Annotated in this window: 19 protein-coding genes; 12 read left to right on the forward strand and 7 right to left on the reverse strand. The window is 57.1% G+C overall.

The window, feature by feature from the left end; genetic code table 11:
- Positions 1–167 precede the first annotated feature (167 nt).
- The 5 genes from MK323_08295 to MK323_08315 form a co-directional block, all read right to left on the reverse strand.
- Complete coding sequence (locus MK323_08295) at positions 168–1289, reverse strand: hypothetical protein (protein ID MCH2482162.1); 1122 nt, start codon at positions 1287–1289, stop codon at positions 168–170.
- Positions 1290–1505: 216 nt separating this feature from the next.
- Entirely contained in the window at positions 1506–2081 is a 576-nt protein-coding gene (locus MK323_08300; protein MCH2482163.1) for a class I SAM-dependent methyltransferase, read from the reverse strand.
- 53 nt (positions 2082–2134) lie between these two features.
- Positions 2135–2794 (reverse strand): thiopurine S-methyltransferase, encoded by a 660-nt coding sequence (tmpT, locus tag MK323_08305; GenBank protein ID MCH2482164.1) that lies wholly within the window; start codon positions 2792–2794, stop codon positions 2135–2137.
- A 3-nt stretch (positions 2795–2797) separates the two neighbouring features.
- Positions 2798–4207 carry a cysteine--tRNA ligase gene (cysS, locus tag MK323_08310; protein MCH2482165.1) on the reverse strand — a complete coding sequence of 470 codons (1410 nt, stop codon included), beginning with the start codon at positions 4205–4207 and terminating at the stop codon, positions 2798–2800.
- A 151-nt stretch (positions 4208–4358) separates the two neighbouring features.
- The gene (locus MK323_08315; protein MCH2482166.1) at positions 4359–5318 is read right to left on the reverse strand and encodes an isopenicillin N synthase family oxygenase; all 960 of its coding nucleotides are present in this window, start codon (positions 5316–5318) and stop codon (positions 4359–4361) included.
- Between MK323_08315 and MK323_08320 the strand changes: the two genes are divergently transcribed.
- The 9 genes from MK323_08320 to MK323_08360 all read left to right on the forward strand — a co-directional run bounded on the left by MK323_08320 (position 5317) and on the right by MK323_08360 (position 14532).
- Complete coding sequence (locus MK323_08320) at positions 5317–6597, forward strand: aromatic ring-hydroxylating dioxygenase subunit alpha (GenBank protein MCH2482167.1); 1281 nt, start codon at positions 5317–5319, stop codon at positions 6595–6597. The genes MK323_08315 and MK323_08320 overlap by 2 nt on opposite strands.
- Positions 6598–6815: 218 nt before the next feature.
- Positions 6816–7991, forward strand: coding sequence for an acyl-CoA dehydrogenase family protein (locus MK323_08325; protein MCH2482168.1), 1176 nt, complete (start codon positions 6816–6818; stop codon positions 7989–7991).
- Positions 7992–8014: 23 nt separating this feature from the next.
- Complete coding sequence (locus MK323_08330; protein MCH2482169.1) at positions 8015–9154, forward strand: acyl-CoA/acyl-ACP dehydrogenase; 1140 nt, start codon at positions 8015–8017, stop codon at positions 9152–9154.
- Between the two features lie 8 nt (positions 9155–9162).
- Positions 9163–9954 (forward strand): SDR family NAD(P)-dependent oxidoreductase, encoded by a 792-nt coding sequence (locus tag MK323_08335; protein ID MCH2482170.1) that lies wholly within the window; start codon positions 9163–9165, stop codon positions 9952–9954.
- A complete protein-coding gene (locus tag MK323_08340) occupies positions 9938–10834 on the forward strand; it encodes a thioesterase family protein (GenBank protein MCH2482171.1) in 897 nt (298 codons plus the stop codon). Before MK323_08335 ends, MK323_08340 begins: the two co-directional genes overlap by 17 nt.
- Positions 10835–10848: 14 nt before the next feature.
- Entirely contained in the window at positions 10849–12054 is a 1206-nt protein-coding gene (locus tag MK323_08345) for an acetyl-CoA C-acyltransferase (GenBank protein MCH2482172.1), read from the forward strand.
- Positions 12051–13025 (forward strand): NADPH:quinone oxidoreductase family protein, encoded by a 975-nt coding sequence (locus tag MK323_08350; GenBank protein MCH2482173.1) that lies wholly within the window; start codon positions 12051–12053, stop codon positions 13023–13025. Before MK323_08345 ends, MK323_08350 begins: the two co-directional genes overlap by 4 nt.
- A 41-nt stretch (positions 13026–13066) precedes the next feature.
- Positions 13067–14197, forward strand: coding sequence for an aromatic ring-hydroxylating dioxygenase subunit alpha (locus MK323_08355; GenBank protein ID MCH2482174.1), 1131 nt, complete (start codon positions 13067–13069; stop codon positions 14195–14197).
- Positions 14198–14331: 134 nt separating this feature from the next.
- Positions 14332–14532, forward strand: coding sequence for a hypothetical protein (locus MK323_08360; protein ID MCH2482175.1), 201 nt, complete (start codon positions 14332–14334; stop codon positions 14530–14532).
- On the opposite strand, the gene MK323_08365 is transcribed toward MK323_08360, so the two are convergent.
- Entirely contained in the window at positions 14533–14922 is a 390-nt protein-coding gene (locus tag MK323_08365; GenBank protein ID MCH2482176.1) for a nuclear transport factor 2 family protein, read from the reverse strand. It abuts the gene before it with no gap.
- 31 nt (positions 14923–14953) lie between these two features.
- On the reverse strand, positions 14954–15373 hold the full coding sequence (locus MK323_08370; GenBank protein MCH2482177.1) for a DUF971 domain-containing protein: 420 nt from the start codon (positions 15371–15373) through the stop codon (positions 14954–14956).
- A gap of 138 nt (positions 15374–15511) precedes the next feature.
- On the opposite strand from MK323_08370, the gene MK323_08375 reads away from it, so the two are divergent.
- The 3 genes from MK323_08375 (at position 15512) to MK323_08385 (ending at position 17749) form a co-directional block, all read left to right on the forward strand.
- Positions 15512–15823, forward strand: a complete 312-nt coding sequence (locus MK323_08375; protein MCH2482178.1) for a hypothetical protein — start codon at positions 15512–15514, stop codon at positions 15821–15823.
- Between the two features lie 99 nt (positions 15824–15922).
- On the forward strand, positions 15923–16837 hold the full coding sequence (locus tag MK323_08380) for a 3-hydroxyacyl-CoA dehydrogenase NAD-binding domain-containing protein (GenBank protein ID MCH2482179.1): 915 nt from the start codon (positions 15923–15925) through the stop codon (positions 16835–16837).
- Positions 16838–16876: 39 nt separating this feature from the next.
- The gene (locus MK323_08385; protein MCH2482180.1) at positions 16877–17749 is read left to right on the forward strand and encodes a polysaccharide deacetylase family protein; all 873 of its coding nucleotides are present in this window, start codon (positions 16877–16879) and stop codon (positions 17747–17749) included.

Here is a 17749-nt window from a genome sequence, read left to right on the forward strand (position 1 = left end):
AAGCCACCCAAAGAACTCTTGGCCAATGAGTTGGCAGTAGCCAGAACCACCTGGGAGAACGAGCAGACCATCGCGACTGCAACGCGCTACATCACGCTGCTGGAGGTTGCCCGGCAGATCCAGTGACGCCCAGTTGTGGCATCAGTGTGTCGATGGGCCAGTTCAACCTAGCGGGTTGAATTATGGTCGCAGATGATTCGGTGCACGGTGGCAGCTTCCATTGCCGGCCAGTCTACAGCTAGGCCAAGACCTGGACCGGTTGGCGCATAGACATAACCATCACTGGCCGTACGGAGCACATCGTGCATGCCGTATTCAAAGGTTTTGTAGGGCAGGGGTTGTTCGTAGTAGCTGCAGTGACCACAGCCCAGCATCAGATGGAGGTTCGCAGCTGATGGCAGGGTATATCCCCAGGACATCAGCTCGCACTTCATGCCCGCTTCAGCGGAGAGGGACACTGCTTTTTGTACCGGGGTTATCCCCCCAAGTATGGTGGCATCAGTACGTGTGGTATTCCAGGCACCTGTTTTTAGTGCCTCCTCGAATAGAGACAGATCCTGAATCCAGTTGCCCGACGGTATGACGGGAATGTCGACTGCTCGCGTGAGTTTGCGATAGCCCGTTAGATCCCAGTCGGGTAAAGGTGCTTCAAACCAGGTGAATGCAAGCGCGTCGAGCGCTTTCGCAACTTCAATGGCACTGTCTAGATCGTAGTTGTTTTCCGCATCCAGCATCAGCGCAAGGTCCGGGAACTGACGGCGGGCCTCACGTGCGAGTGCCAGGTCCCGGTCTGGAATACACCAGGTATGAAACTTGACGGCCTGGAATCCCTGGTCCACCAGTTCAGCAACCACGGACATGTAGGTGTCAATATCGGCATACATCGGGGTGCTGGCGTAAGCCGGGATACGTTCCATCGCACCGCCAAGTAGTTGATAAATCGGCTTGTCCTGGATTTTGCCCATGATGTCCCACAGTGCGATGTCGATGACCGCCAGCGCGCCAGGTGGCTGTGGAAAGACTCGGGGTCGCAAGTCGTGGAGAATCGACTCGCGTTCGCACGGGTCCCGGCCGATCAGAATCGGCACCAGGTGGCGTAACGACTCGGCGGTGTAGCGATCGTAACCGAAAGAAGTCGCGTTCCAGATACCTGCGATGCCTTCCAGTCCCGCGTCGGTGTAGACACGGAGCAACGTGTTGCTCTGGTATTGTTCCGGCAGGTCGTCCGACCAGGTGTAGCGCTCGGTTTCAGACCCGATGACCTGAATCTCGACACGCTCAATCTGCATCACTACGGCCAGGTTTTTCGATCAGGGATCCAGCGAGGCGTCCATCGCAAGGGCGCAGCTAACCGTGTTCTGGAAGTGGTGGACAGCGTGGTGAAGGGGGTGCTCATCACATTTTTCGGTGGGGTTGCAAAGGGCGGGATGTGACCACAGTCTAGTACGGCAACGGTGCGCCGTAAACGCGGGGTGAGCGCCGGATCCTTTCAGTAGGGTGGGCTGTCAGCGTCTGGCTGTGATGAGGTTGTGCAGTTCGTAGACGGCCTGGGGGTGGATGTCACTGAAACCGGCACCTTCAAGGTGTGTCTGAATTTGGCGGCTGCTCACACGGCGCCCGGTTGAAGGTGGCCCACCGTCGTCTTCATGTTTCCAGTCGATGATCACCAGCGTGCCGCCAGTCTTGAGGACACGGAAACACTCTGTCATCAAACCTTCGGCGTCAGTGAGTTCATGATGGACCTGCAGCATGGTGACCAGGTCGATACTCGATTCGGGTAGCGTGGTGTGTGATTCAGTCATTTCCACACAGCTGATGTTGTTCAGCGACTGCGCTCTGGCCGCTTCCCGCACCAGCGCCAGCATGCCGGGCAGGATATCGCAGGCATAGACGGTCGCAGCCGGAAAGTGGGCGGCAAATGGCAGCGCCACGTAACCGGTACCGGTGCCGATATCGGCAATGGTGTGGCCAGAGAACGGTTCAAGTACCTGCCAGATGTGGTGGGGGTCTACGCGCTCAAGTCGTGCCGGATCATTCAGGCGTCGAATCCGTGCAGGGTCCATACCTGAGGTGTTGGTCATTTACGGATCCAAACCACTGGCTGTGGAAAACCCGAAATCTAGTGTGCGGCCGACTATTTGATGAGCCATATATGTTCTGTGACGGCATCAAGGCCTGCTTCAATAAACATCGGGTTGCGCGAGGTCACGTTTTTGCTTTGCAGCTTCTCCAGCGACTGACAGGCGGCATACAGGCGGTGTATTTCATCATCGTTGACGCTGAACGGCGGGCCGCTCATTTTCTGCTGATCGTAAAGCAGGGCACTCAGCAGAACTGGACTGCCTTTGTTGAGGAAGCTTAAAACGTGCGGTGCGTAACGGACCCGGTCGGCAGGATTCAACGCAATCAGCGCGGCGCGGTCCCAGACGGCATCGAAGGTGCCGGCAATGTCCGTGGTGAGTTCGAACATATCCCCGACGTACACCGAAAGACCGGGTGATTCCCAGATTTCAAACGCACCTGCCGGCGTTCGGGTCGGCTCAAGTTCAAGTTGTTCGAAAAGCTCGGATACTGCCTGTTCGGCGAGTTCAACCCCGACCACGTGGCAGCCGTGGTCTTTCAGCCAGCCCAGATCAAGGCTCTTGCCGCACAAGGGAACCAGAATGCGCCCGCTCGACATCAGCTGACCGATGTAACGCATCAGAGCCGGGTGGACCTGGTCAAGGTGAAAGCGTGTGCGGCCTTCTCGCCAGCGGGCGAGCCAGGCTTCTCGGTCTTCCAACGACAACGTCATAGTCTAAAGTGGGTGCCAGGTTGTGCCGTCGGCACTGTCTTCGATTCGGATACCGGCCGCAGACAGCTCGTCACGAATATGATCCGCCTGCTCGAAATCCTTATTTATCCGGGCCAAGCGCCGGTCTTCGATGCGCTGTTCAATCCAGGCAGCATCGATGTCACCACGTTTAAGTGAAGAAGCTGTCAATGCGGCCAGCGCGGTGGTCGGGTCCTGCTGCAACAGTCCGAGCACATCAGCGGAGGCCACGATGGTGTGTTTGAGCTTTGCTTGTTCGGCCGGATCAGACGATTGTCCCAGCTCACGGACGAGCTGGTGGATTCGGGCAAAGGCGACGGATGTGTTGAGGTCGTCACACAGTGCAGAGATTACTTCGCTATCGGGTACAGGCTCTTCTGATGAGGAACCCGTGGTGCAGGCTTCAAGGGCCCGGTACCACTTAACCAGCGTCCGTTTGGCCTCGTCGAGCCGGACCGTTGTCCAGTCCAGGGCAGCGCGGTAATGGGTCGACAGCAGCGCAAATCGAATCGCTTCAGCGGGGGCCTGGTCCAGCAGGTCGCGGACCAGCAGTACGTTGCCCAGGGATTTCGACATTTTCTGTCCTTCAACAGTGACAAACTCGTTGTGTACCCACATCCGGCAGTACGGGGCTCCACCGTGGGCGCAGGTGCTTTGTGCGATTTCATTTTCGTGGTGCGGGAAGATCAGATCGCGGCCGCCGCCGTGAATGTCGATGGTCTCACCCAGATGGGATTCGCTCATCGCAGAGCATTCGATGTGCCAGCCCGGTCTGCCGCGTCCCCAGGGGCTTTCCCAGCCGGGCAGTTCAGTCGTTGACGGCTTCCACAGCACAAAATCCATGGGATCGCGTTTGTAGGGTGCGATCTCAACCCGGGCACCGGCTATCATGTCGTCGGTACTGCGACCCGACAGTTCACCGTACTCAGGAAATGATTTGATATCGAACAGAACATGCCCTTCAGCCAGGTAAGCATGTTCGCGTTCTACAAGGGATTCGATCATGCTAACGATCTGTTCAATATGGTCGGTGACCCGAGGCTCCGCGTCCGGTTGGGCAGTGTTCAGTGCTGCCATATCCTGATGGTAGGCAGCCGTGAAACGTTCAGTGATCACGCCGATCGTCTCGCCGGTTTCGATCGATGCCGCATTGATCTTGTCGTCAACGTCGGTGATGTTGCGTACATAGGTCACGTCAGAATAGAACAGATGCAGCAGCCGTGCGAGTACATCAAAAATAACAGCAGGCCGGGCGTTACCAATGTGCGCAAGGTTGTACACCGTTGGCCCACACACGTACATCCCGACACGGTCCGGGAGCAGTGTTTCCAGTTGCTCCTTGCGGCGAGTCAGACTGTTATACAGAAAGATCGAGTCGGGCGCGGGGTCAGTCATAGAGCAGGTGTGATCAAATACAGAGGTCAGTTTTCCGGCTGAGATGCAGGCGTGATCAGAACGCAGGCAGTGCCATCACCGGCGACAGAGTGTTTGCCGGATGGACATGTGAATTATAAACCAAGCTTTGCTTGTGCCCGGGTGTATCGGGTTAAACAGGGATTTCAGCAACCGGGAATGTCTGGCGCCAGAGATCACGCTGATAGGTCCCATAGTTGAACGTGGTCGAGTGGTTGCAGTCGAAATCGATCAGCGGGCTGATACTGACGTCTGCGCTGGGATTCACAAACAGCGGGATGGAGAAACGGTCGCGATTGCTGCGGTTGATTACCCGGTGAGGGGTAGATGAGAACCTTCCGTTCGACCAGATCTGCATGATATTGCCGAGGTTGATGACGAAGGTCTCCTCGAGAGGCGGCGCACCCACCCATTCGCCATTTTTATTCTGGATCTCAAGACCTCCGCAGTTATCCTGCCACAGGATGGTGAAGCCACCGGAATCGGAATGTGGCACCACACCGATGTCGTTGTCGGCTGTCGGAGTATCCTGTGGGGGGTAATGGTTGACCTTCAAACGGCTAAGAGGCTTCTTAAAAAAGGTTGCGAAGCGGTGTTCGTCAAGTCCGAGTGCCAGAGCAAATCCCCGCAGCAGTACCCCAGCCAGACCTTCAACGGCATCAAAATACCGCAGCATCGCCCGTTTCAGGTCAGGCTGGCCGTCTGGCCACTGGTTCGGACCATCCAACAGAGCGTCGTTACTCAATGGGCGGTCGTGGCCGATCCAGAAGCCTTCCTGCTGACTGGTGCCTGCCCTGGCCTCACCTTCGTAACTGCGGTAACCCAAAGGCAGGTAGCCCTGAATCCGCGGGTCGATCACGATCTTCATCTTTTCTGCCATTGGCGCCGCAAAGAACGTTACCGCTGATTCTTTTAGCGCCTCAACGAGTGCCATGGACACGCCATGGTTGCGTACATACAGAAAACCCACATCAGTACAGGCTTGGTGCAAGCCGTTGATCAGCGTCGGATCGTGATCGCCTGCAATCAACGGGCCGACGTCAACGATCGGGATCTCTGAAAAATCAAGGCGACGGGACTGGGGCAGGGTCATGATCAGGGTTCCAGTGGACGCTTGGAGCTGCAGCGATTACTTATACCAGCACCCGGCTGATTTCTCTACAGGACGCAGGAAGACCAGTTGCCCAAAGCGCATCTGCTATGCTGTGCCAATGGGACCGGACGATCTTTTTGACCCCGCGCATTATCAGCAGGTCCGTCAACCGCTGCTTGAAGCCAGCACGCTGCCCGGTTGGTGTTATACGGATCCGGTTTTCTATGAACGTGAGGTTAGGCAGGTGTTCTGGCCAAGCTGGCATTTCGTGGGTCGTGAAGAGGAACTGCCAGAACCTGGAGACTATCTGATCTATGACGGGGTAGGGGGTCCAGTCATCGTGATCAGGACGCCAGCCGGTGACATTAAAGCCTTTTACAACACCTGCCGGCATCGCGGGACGCGACTGCTCAACGACCAGGGTTCAGCGCCGCGCATTGTCTGTCCGTATCACAGCTGGGTATATGCCTGCGACGGGCGTTTGATCCGTGCGCCCGGGATGACGTCAGTCGCCGGATTCGATCCAAAGGATCACGGGTTACTGCCAGTACATCTGGAGTCTTGGGCCGGGTTCCTGTTTGTCCACTATGGTGATGAGCCAGCTGACCTGAAGGACTGGTTGGGCGATATGCCCCAGTTTTTTGCTGATCATTGCCCCGAGGATCTGCAATGTGTACGGCGCAAGCGGTTTGATGTCGGGTGCAACTGGAAACTGCTGATCGAAAATGCGATGGAGGCCTACCACACGGGGACCGTCCATCCGACAACCCTGGGCCGTCAGCACTCTAAACCGATTGCTACCTACGGTGAATGGTCATGTTTGTTTGTGCACATCGATGGAAAAGAGTCGGTGTCGGTACTGCCGGATAGCCGTGTTTCATTGCCGATGAACCCGAACTTGTATGGCGAGAGCAGCCAGGGTACTTTTTTTACCAACGTTCATCCGTGCACCCAATTTGTATTTGCGCCTGACTGTATGTGGTGGCTATCGGTAGAACCGAGAGGGCCGGCGCAGTGCAGCCTGGTGCTCGGCTCATGTTTCCCCGGTTCTTCGGTGGCCAGGCCTGACTTCAGTGAACAGGTAAAAGCCTATTACCAGCGATGGGATACTGCGACGCCGGAAGACAATACGGTCTGTGAAGCTCAGCAGGCAGGACAGGCGGTGCAAATAAGGCCGGCGGGGCGCTTCTCGAGCGAGGAGGCCCTGGTTCACCACTTGGCGAACTGGGTGTTGGACCGCGTGCTTCAGGGTGACGCTTCAGAGGTTGGTAGCGCCTGATCTTGTACGTGCCAACTGTTTGAGTGAGTCACGGGACATTCCGAGCAAGGCTGACGACCCGCACCATCCATAACGTCTTGCCTAAACGGCCCGGGTCCGGTCGGCTTCTGGGGCTGACTTAATTCTAGCTCGACGTCGGAGACCTGCGTGGGTGGTAGACTTTGCAGCAGCATCCTGATGCTGTGTTGAGCCGCTGGTCGAATAAATTCGAAACGATAATGACTGACCTAAATACATTCCGGCGCGAGACCCAGGCGTGGCTCGAGAGCAACTGCCCGTCCGCGATGTGCCAGCCACTCCGGGACGAAGATGATTCCGTCTGGGGCGGTCGACAACCGACGTTCAAGAATGACGAGCAGAAAGTCTGGCTTGAACGGATGGTCGAAAAACGCTGGACCGCCCCCGAGTGGCCAGTGGAATACGGCGGTGGTGGATTGTCAAAAGCGCAGGGTAAGATTCTGCGCGAGGAGATGAAAGCGATATCTGCCCGACCGCCCCTGATGTCCTTCGGGATCTGGATGCTGGGCCCAGCACTGCTGAAATACGGTACTGAAGCACAAAAGAAAACACACCTGCCGCCGATCACACGCGGTGAGATTCGCTGGGCCCAGGGTTATTCGGAACCCAATTCCGGCTCGGATCTGGCATCGCTGTCGACACGCTGTGAACACAATGGCGATCACTACCTGATCAACGGGCAGAAAATCTGGACATCTTTCGGCCACAAAGGGGACTGGATCTTTGTCCTGGTACGGACGGACGTTGAGGCTGCGAAACACGATGGTATCAGCCTGGTGCTGGTCGATATGGCGCAACCCGGTGTGACCACTCGGCCGATCAAGCTGCTTTCAGGCGCGTCACATTTCTGCGAGACCTTTTTTGATGATGCACGCTGCGAGCTTGATAACGTTGTCGGGGAACTCAACCAGGGTTGGACCGTGGCCAAGTATCTGTTGACCCATGAGCGTGAGATGATCGGTGGATCGGCGATCGGTCGTGCGGCGATGCGGCCGCTCAGTGAGTTCGTGGCACAACAGGTCGGGCTAAACGAGTTCGGCGTTCTTTTGGACTCGGTGCTGCGGACTGATGTGGCCAGAACTGAAATCGATGCGTTGGCGTTTTTGTGGACAACCGAACGTATCGCAGACGAAGCAAAAGCAGGGCAGGGTATCGGCGCCATGTCGGCGATGCTGAAATATTATGGCACCGAGTTGAACAAGCGGCGTTATGAGTTGATGATGTACAGCGCGGGACACGATGCACTGGCGCTTGATCGCGAAGATCACCTCGCACGAGACTGGTTACGAACCAAGGGAAACTCTATCGAAGGCGGCACTTCCGAAGTGCAACTCAACATCGTTGCGAAACGAATTCTTGGTCTGCCATCGGTCTGAACTGAGCATCAAGGACGATACTCATGGCGATGCTGCTGACCGACGAACAGAACATGCTGCGCGATGCCGCGCGCGGGTTCCTGCAGGCCTCTGCACCCATTGATCAATTGCGTCGGTTGCGCGATGAAGCCAGCAGTGACGGATATGATCGCGATACCTGGAAGTCGATGGCCGAAATGGGCTGGTCGGGGGTACTGATACCTGAAGATCACGGCGGCGTGGCAATGGGACATGTTGCAGCTGGCGTGATTGCCGAAGAAATGGGTCGAACGCTGACGGCATCACCTTTTCTTTCGACAGCCGTGATGGGTGCTATCGCGGTCGCCGGCTATGGCTCGGCAAGCCAGCGTGAGCAATGGCTTTCAAAGATAGCAGATGGCACGACGAATGTGGCCGTGGCGGTAGACGAAGACCGCAGCCACTCACCGGGGTTGGTGACCACCTCAGCACAGGCTAGCGACCGAGGTTTCAGGATTTCCGGCGGCAAGTCCTTTGTTGCAGACGGCCATGTGGCTGATCTGATACTGGTGTCCGCCAGAAGTTCAGGTGGTGTGCGAGACGAGAACGGCATCTCGTTGTTTCTTGTGCCCCGAGACTGCGCAGGCCTTACGATCGAGCGACAGATGATGGTGGACAGTCGAAATTCCGCCACAGTCCAGTTTGACGGAGTCGAGGTTGATTTCGATGCGCTTGTCGGTGAAGCAGGTGCCGGCTATGCGGTGCTTGAGCATGTGCTCGATGCCGGTCGCGCCTGCCTTGCTGCCGAGATGTTGGGTTCGGCCCAGGAATGTTTGGCACAAACGATCGACTATCTCTCGACCCGTCGCCAGTTTGACCGGACCATCGGCTCGTTTCAGGCGCTGCAGCATCGTGCGGCGCATCTTTTTACAGAAATTGAAATCGGCAGGTCAGCCGTAATGCGTGCGCTGCAGGCACTCGATGCAGCATCGAATGACAGGCAGCTTATCGTGTCCGTTGCTAAGTCCAAGGTCGGACGAGTTGCACAGCTGGCGGCCCAGGAAGCGATACAGATGCACGGTGGCATCGGCATGACCGACGAATTCAACATTGGGTTTTTCTTAAAGCGCGTGCGCGTCGCTGAAGCGTTATATGGTGATGCGAACTTTCATGCGGATAAGTTTGCCCGTATGCGGAATTATTAGGAGGCTCCATGGATTACGCGAACAAGGTGGTTGCGATTACCGGCGCTGCACGCGGAATCGGACTGGCAATGGCTCAGGCGTTTCATGCCCGCGGTGCGCGTATCGCACTGGCGGATCTGGATGGGGCAGAGGCTACGGCCGAAACCTTCGACGGTCTGGGAATGACCGTAGATGTTGCCGTCGACAGTCAGGTCGCTGAGTTCATTCAGAAAACCGAGACTGTGCTAGGCCCTATCGATGTCTACGTGTCAAACGCCGGTGTGCTGATGACCGATGAGCCCAGCTGGGATGCGGCCGGTGCGACAGATGCCAACTGGCAACTGGCGTTCGAGGTTAACCTGATGGGTGCGGTCCGGGGAGCACGTCATGTCTGGCCGGGCATGCGTGAACGCGGCGGCGGTATCTTTGTGATCGTTGCCTCGGCCGCCGGATTGCTGGCACAGATTGGTGCCGCCCCCTATACCGCGACAAAGCACGCAGCGGTTGCGTTTGCTGAGAGTCTTTCAATTGCCCATGGGGATGACGGCCTGCAGGTGGTCTGTGTCTGTCCACAGGGTGTGCGTACAGCGATGCTGGGTGACAGCGACGACGGTGGCATCGCCGGTGTCGATGGCATTGTTGAACCATCAGCCGTAGCCGACGTCACGCTTGCCGCGATCGAGGAAAAAATATTTTTTGCCCTGCCGCATCCCAATGTGGCGGACTACGAGACTATGCGCGCTGGCCAGCGTGATCGCTGGCTGGGTGGAATGCGCAAGTTCCGGCGCAAGATGATGAGTGAACGTGGACGACCCATCTAACACAGCCCGGTCTATCCAGGGCCGCACTGATACAGCTGGCGGAGCTGAGGCCGAGTCGGCACAGCCGTCGGGCGGTCACCTATTCGATCAGGCACTCGCACTTGCGCAGGTGGAAACCACAGATCGTCGGGCTGCCTATGAAGGGCAGGTGCACCCGGTGTTCAAAAACATCAATGATCCCTATGGGGGCTGGAGCGCTGCGGTATTGGCCAAGGCGATTCTTGAGACCTGTGATCCGGAACTGGAACTGGTTTCGCTGACAACGGATTACCTGTCTGTTCCCTCCGGTGGTCGGCTGCAGATCGATGTGGAGTGCGACCGGTCGGGCCGCAGAACCGAGTTCTGGCGCGCCGTCCTCACCGGTCGAGCCGACACGAGTCCTGCCAACCGGGCGATCGCCATTCTTTCGCGCCGCCGGGACACCCTCGAGTGGACTGAAGGCAGCCGCCCTGAAGTTCCGCCGCCGGAAAACTGTCAGACCATCGACCTGCCCATGGCCTGGAGTCAGGCTATCGAAATCAGGCCCACCGTGGATCTTCCAATGTCTATTAATAGGGACAGCCATTTTTCGGCCTGGGTCCGTTTCACGCCAGCGCGAGATCTCGACAGCGTTGGGCTGATTGCACTGGCGGACACGCCCATGCCGCGGCTGTTTCAGGTGATCGGGCGACCAGAGCCGGTGGCGACGGTTTCGATGACCGTGTACCTGCATGCGACATCTGCGGACTATGCCGCGGTGGGTGACGATTATCTGCTGGTAGATACTTGGGGCGCCCGTGGCGGCAGAGGGTTTTATGATCAGCATGCGACAATATGGGGTCGGGATGGACGGCTGCTGGTTACTACCCAGCAGATCGTCTGGTACCGCGCAACCCAATAACTGGAGGCAGCATCATGCGTGAAGCAGTCATTGTGTCGACCGCGAGGTCCCCGATCGGCAGAGCGTACCGCGGGGCATTCAACGACACCTCGGGTCCTGATCTCGGCGGCCATTGCATCAAACATGCTGTCGCTCGTGCGGGTATTGACCCCGCTGAAGTCGACGATGTCGTGATGGGAGCTGCGATGCAGCAGGGCACCACGGGCCAGAACATTGCCCGCCAGTCGCTGATGCGTGCTGGACTGCCAGTAACCGTGTCAGGGATGTCAGTCGATCGGCAGTGTGCCTCCGGCATGATGGCCATCGCGACCGCAGCCAAACAGATTGTTGCCGACGGTATGACGATCACGGTGGGAGGTGGTCTGGAGAGCATATCGCTGGTTCAGAATGACAACATGAACCGTCATCGAGCCAGTGATGACTGGATCAAAACCAACCAGCCTGCCTTGTATATGTCGATGCTTGAAACGGCCGAGATCGTCTCTACACGCTACAACATCAGTCGGCAGGTACAGGACGAATACGCCGTGCAGTCGCAGGATCGTACTCACCAGGCACAGACCGAAGGCCGGTTTGACGACGAGATCGTCCCGCTCACCTCGATCATGAAATCGGTTGACCGGGAAACCGGCACGGTGACCGATGTCGAGGTGACGCTTGAACAGGATGAAGGTAACCGGCCCGGTACGACGCTCGAGGCTCTTTCTGCGCTGAAGCCGGTGTTTGCGGATGGAATGAAAGTCGACGAGGGTCGCTTTATTACCGCGGGCAATGCGTCTCAGCTTTCGGATGGTGCCTCGGCAGCGGTACTGATGGAGGCCAGGCAAGCTGAAAAGCGGGGCCTGACGCCGCTGGGGGTATACCGGGGTATGGCGGTCGCTGGACTTGAACCCGATGAAATGGGTATCGGGCCTGTTTACGCGGTTCCCAAGCTGCTCAAAGCAAACGGTCTTGGCATGGATGATATTGATCTCTGGGAGTTGAACGAAGCCTTTGCCGTTCAGGTCATTTACTGCAGAGATCAGTTGGGTATTCCGAATGAATGCCTCAACGTCAGCGGGGGCTCGATCTCGATCGGGCACCCCTACGGCATGTCAGGGGCCCGCATGGTCGGCCATGCCCTGATTGAGGGCCGTCGCTGGGGCGCCAAGTATGTGGTCTGCACCATGTGTGTCGGCGGTGGTATGGGTGCCGCAGGCTTGTTTGAAGTGGTATCGTGAAAGCACTGTACTGCCGGGCCTTCGGACCTGAGACCGACCTTACTGTTGAAGAGATAGCGGCGCCTGTCCCGGCCGTTGGTGAAGTTCTGGTGTTGGTACAGGCGGCGGGTCTTAATTTTCCCGATCTTCTGTGTGTGCGCGGCGAATACCAGTTCAAGCCGCCGCTGCCGTTTGTACCGGGCAGTGAGGGCGCAGGTGTTGTGACGGCACTGGGAGCAGATGTGACAGGTGTGTCGGTCGACGACCGTGTCTGTTTCAACGCGTCGAGCGGTGCGTTTGCCGAGGTGATCGCGATCCCGGCCTCTGCGGTGACACAAATCCCCGACAGTATGCCTTTTGAGCAGGCCGCAGGATTGACCGTCGTGTACGGCACCTCCTATTACGCGCTCAAGCAGCGTGCGGGTCTTCAGTCCGGCGAGACACTGCTGGTTCTGGGAGCAGCGGGCGGTGTGGGATTGTCCGCTGTCGAACTGGGTGCCGCGATGGGTGCCCGGGTGATCGCAGCGGCCAGCAGCGACCAAAAGCTGGCCGTTGCCGCTGAGCACGGCGCAGAAGTCGGCATTAATTACGCAACCGAAGATCTCAAAAACCGGATCAAGGAGATCACCGAAGGGGCCGGAGCGAACGTGATCTACGATCCGGTCGGCGGGGAGCTGGCAGAAGCTGCATTCCGGGGTATCGCCTGGGAAGGTCGACACCTGGTGATTGGATTTGCTTCGGGGCCCATTCCCAAGCTGCCGCTGAATCTGCCGCTGTTAAAAGGCGCTGCCGTCGTGGGTGTGTTCTGGGGCTCCTGGACCAAGCGTGAGCCCGAAGCACACGAACAGAACATGGCAGAACTGTTTGAGTTGTTCACTGAAGGTACGATTCAGCCACATGTCTCGAGCACTTATACGCTGGATCAGTTTCTCGATGCTTTTGGCGAGGTATCGGGGCGCCGGGCGATCGGCAAGGTTATTCTGACACCTTGACGGTATATGCTGGCTAAGACAGCCACCAGCCGCGATCGCTAATGAGTCACGAGGTCAAACAGGGTCTACCCAACCGGTACTATGACAACCGGGACGACTTTCTGGTTGAGCGGGCGAAAATTTTCTCACCCATGTGGGTGTGTATCGGGTTCGCCAGTGATGTGTCCGGCCCCGGCGATGTATTTCCGCTTGAATTCATGGAACTGCCGCTGCTGCTGGTGCGCGATCACGATCACCGAGTACGGGTTTTTCATAACGTCTGCCGCCACCGGGGCCATCTACTGGTTGCCGAACCTGGGCAGCTGGGCCGTTCTCTACGCTGCCCGTATCACTCGTGGACTTACGCATTGGACGGTTCACTGATCCGAACGCCGAATATTGGTGGCGCGGGCGTACACCAAGTTGAAGGTTTTGATCGTGCGGGTTTGGGGCTGGTACAGATCCGCTGTGCGTTATGGCATGACCTCATATTTATCAACCTGGACGGGTCGGCCGGTCCGTTTGATGAATTTATCGAGCCACTGGAAAATCGTTGGTCAAAACTCTGGGGCAAAACCGGCGCGGACCATCTGCGGGTCCCTGAAGACTACGGTTCGATCGCATTTGATCTGGCGACCAACTGGAAGCTTGCGGTGGAAAACTATCTTGACGCCTATCACCTGCCCACCGTACACCCGGAATTAAACCGCGTATCGCCGCTGCAGGATCACGAGATCCATATCTCGGAGCAATTTGCCGGTCAGGTATCCCACTGCTATCAACTTGGTGCTGGCAGCCAAGATCACCTTCCGATTTTCCCGAATTGGTCATCTAAACTTCTCCAAGAGGCGGATTACCCCGCTCTATTTCCAAACACACTGCTCGGCCTGCAGGCAGACCACCTGTTTGTGATGGTGGTCATCCCGCTGGAATATGGTCGTACCCGCGAGGAGACCCGTCTGTACTGTGTGGGGGATGAATCGTTGACGGAACGATTCCGGACCCTGCGACACGACCAGCATGCATTCTGGACGCGCGTGTTTCAGGAGGATGTCAGTGCGGTGATGGGCATGCAAAAAGGCAGGGCATCGCCTGGATTTGATGGGGGTGTGCTGTCGCCTTTAATGGATCGTGCCACGGTTGCTTTTCATGAATGGGCCGGTGTCCGCTTGGGTGTCTGGCCTACCGGCTGAATCGCCGCAAAAGATAGTTCTGATGATCCGTACTGAACAGTCAGTGATCTGGCTGGCAACACAACAGCTGTTGATGTGTTCACGGCTTTGTTGTTCAATAGGTTGATTCTGGAGCCAACACGGGGAGCATCAGTGTGACAGTGTGGACGTTTCTCTGGTACATCCTGTGGTTGCCGTTCTGGCTTTACTTCAGCACGTTGTTTCTGCCGACTGATATTGTGGGAGAGCAGGTCTCGTTTGGCAGCGGAATTCAACAATACCTGCACTGGCACTGGCTGGGGCTGCCTATTCTGTTTGCTGGACCACTGATACTGTCGAGCAGAGGGCACAAATAATCAAGCAGTGATGATCTTCCAGTAGGTATCTTTGGAACATACCTTGTCGCCGCGAAACGAGTAGATATCGATGGCCCGGACGTCGAAGGGGCCGGTGTCGATAAATTCTCCGCTGACCCTATAAGTCGCAAATATTTTGTCGCTGCTGGAGTATTCGTTCGATTCGCTAAAGACGATGGGGGTTTTAAGGCGGCTGGCGCGCTCGACCACTGCCTCGCAGGCCGCCTTGAAGCCACGAATGATCCGACCTTCCGGGTGATCGGGGCCCTCATAGTAGATCCAGACAAAGTCGTCGGTCACAAAGGCGCTGCCCGTCGCGACATCGTTAGTGTTCAGCGCCTTCCCGAACCGGTGCAGAAGCGCTTGTTTCTCTGAATCGACATCAGCCATGAGACGTTCTACCAGACTAAAATTTAGGGTGTCAGGTATTCGTTTTTCTGGGTGTCGGTGGCGTCACGGTCACCGTGATACCACCGTTTGTCGGACGGCGGGACAGGCCGGCCTGGTTCAGTCGGGCTAAATATGCCTGCCAGGATGTGTCGTAGTTCTGCCCCAGTTCGTACAGAGTTTCCCATGAGTAGATACCGGTGTTGTGGCCGTCATCAAAATACAATCTGACGGCATACGAGCCTTGGGGTTCGATTTGGTCGATGCCCACATGTTCCTTGCCGTGTTGGAGTACCTCCTGGCCCGGGCCATGGCCCCGGACTTCTGCAGAAGGCGAAAATACCCGTAGATATTCACACGAGAGGTCGAAGTGACTGCCGTCATCAAAATCCACCGCCAGTACACGGGATTGCTTGTGCAGAAGAATGTTTGTTGGACGCGGATGTTTACCCATGCTACGCAACCTATAGTATCGATTCAGGCCACCTTACCTGATTCGACCGTGAATGTTAAACGTGAACTAAGGTTTCTGTGGAAGCCGGACCGCTCGTTGCGTTAAGGTTGGAGTTTACCCCTGAACTGGAGTGTGACAATGGCAGCTTACCTGATTGTTCGTGCAGTGGTACCGGAAGCGGAGCGCGAAAAATTCGACCAGTGGTATCAGGATGTTCACCTGCCGGACGCCCTGGCTGCGTTTCATGCCGTAAGCGCATGGCGCGGCTGGAGTGATGATGATCCGGCGGTTCATTTCGCTTTTTATGAGTTTCCAACCTTGGATGAGGCAAAGTCTGTTGGAGATTCCGATGCCATGAAGACCATGCGGGCTGATTTCGATCAAAACTGGCAGGATCGGGTTGCCAGAACCCGTGAATACGTCGAGGTTGCCCAGTCGATTTCAAGATGAAGTGGCCTCCAAGACGCGGGCTGTGAACCGACACCCGACCGGGTGATGTTGCGTTCGAGTTCACGCAGTCGTTAAACCCAATTCGAGGAGTGAGTGTCGATGAATACGATCAAGCCACAAGATGTCCGGCAAGTTGCCTGTGTGGGTGCCGGAACAATCGGTTCCGGGTGGGCAGCTTATTTTTTGTCACGAGGGATGGAAGTTATCGCGTCCGACCCTGCGCCAGATGCTGAAACACGGTTACGGACCAACATCGACGATGCCTGGCCAAAACTCGAACGGCTTGGACTTTCACCAGGCGCCAGTCGCGACCGACTGCGTTTTGTCGAAGATATTGAGCGAGCGGTTGCAGATGCTGACTTCATTCAGGAAAGCGCACCTGATGATGAGGCGCTGAAAATCGAACTGATCGGGCAGATTGATGCGGCCTGTCGTTCCGATGTGGTGATCGCCAGTTCATCATCCAAGTTTCTGCCCAGTAGAGTGGCTTCCGGTTGCAACCGCCCGGAACGCGTCATTGTCGGGCATCCATTCGTTCCCGCCTACCTGGTGCCACTGGTCGAGGTCGTGGGCAGCGCCTCTACGCCTGCAGAGATTCTCGATTGGGCGGTGGACTTTTATCGGTTGGTGGGTAAGCGGCCGCTGAAACTCAAAAAAGAAATCGAGGCCTATATTGCAAATCGACTGCAGCATGCCATTTATCTCGAGGCACTGAGTCTGGTGGAACAGGGCATATGCGACTATGCCGATATCGATGATGCGGTGACCTGGGGTCCGGGGCTGCGCTGGGCGGTGCAGGGGCCTGTTCTGCACCGTCACCTGGGCGGCGGCAAGGGCGGGGTGAGACATATGATCGACCACTTTGGGTGGAACGGCGTACCCGGGGGCGAAGTGGCATTTATCGATGCGGTCGAGCGTCGATGGGGACACGTATCCATCGCCGAACTGGAAAGCTGGCGCGATGACAATCTACTGGCCATTCTAGAGGGGGTGACACCCCCGCCCCGACAATGACCGCCCGGGTTCTGCAGCAACACAGTTGTGTCTGATCTGATGAGTGACGGCACAATCCAAGCGTTCAGCTGGCCGGAAGGCGCCCGGCTTGCGCTTTCCATTGTGGTCAACGTTGAGGAGGGTGCAGAGCGTTCGGTTGCTGATGGTGATTCAGGTCCGGAGCCGGTCGATGAACTGGGTATCGCGCTGAAAGGTGAGGTCCGAAATTTTTCCAACGAAAGCAACTACCGCTATGGCATCCAGCGCGGCGCGCCGCGGGTACTGGATATGCTCCGGCTATACGGGGTGCCAGCGACGTTCACCTGTGCTGCCCTGAGCCTGGAGCGGGCGCCGCAGCTTGCCCGGCAGATCGTTGACGAGGGTCATGAGATCTGCGCGCACGGCTGGCGCTGGACCTATCAGCACCGGATGTCTGAGGAAGACGAACGCGTCTTTATCGAAAAAGCCAGTGACTCCATTCTCGACAGTTGCGGCCAGCGACCGGCTGGCTGGCTGTCCCGTTACCTGACATCAGCGAATACCGCCCGCCTGCTTGCCGAGGCTGGCTTTTTCTATCACATGGACGACTACTCCGACGACCAGCCTTTCTGGCAACGTCAGGGTGACACATCGATCCTCGTTCTACCCTACGCTGTGGACACCAACGACATGAAGTTATGGACCACGCCGGCGTACAGCCCGTCGGACTGGTTGCAGTATGCCGTCGATACCTTTGACTGTTTGTATGAAGAGGGCCGGACCCAGCCTCGGATGATGTCACTGGGACTTCACCTGCGTGTGATCGGACGGCCGGGCCGCATCGGTGCGCTTAAAGAGTTTCTTGAACACGTCAGGTCGCAACAGGCGGTCTGGTTCGCCCGGCGGATCGATATTGCCAAATGGTGGTCAGAACATCACCCGTTGAGCAACTAG

This window comes from Gammaproteobacteria bacterium (assembly GCA_022450155.1).
Taxonomy (GTDB): Bacteria; Pseudomonadota; Gammaproteobacteria; order Arenicellales; family UBA868; genus REDSEA-S09-B13.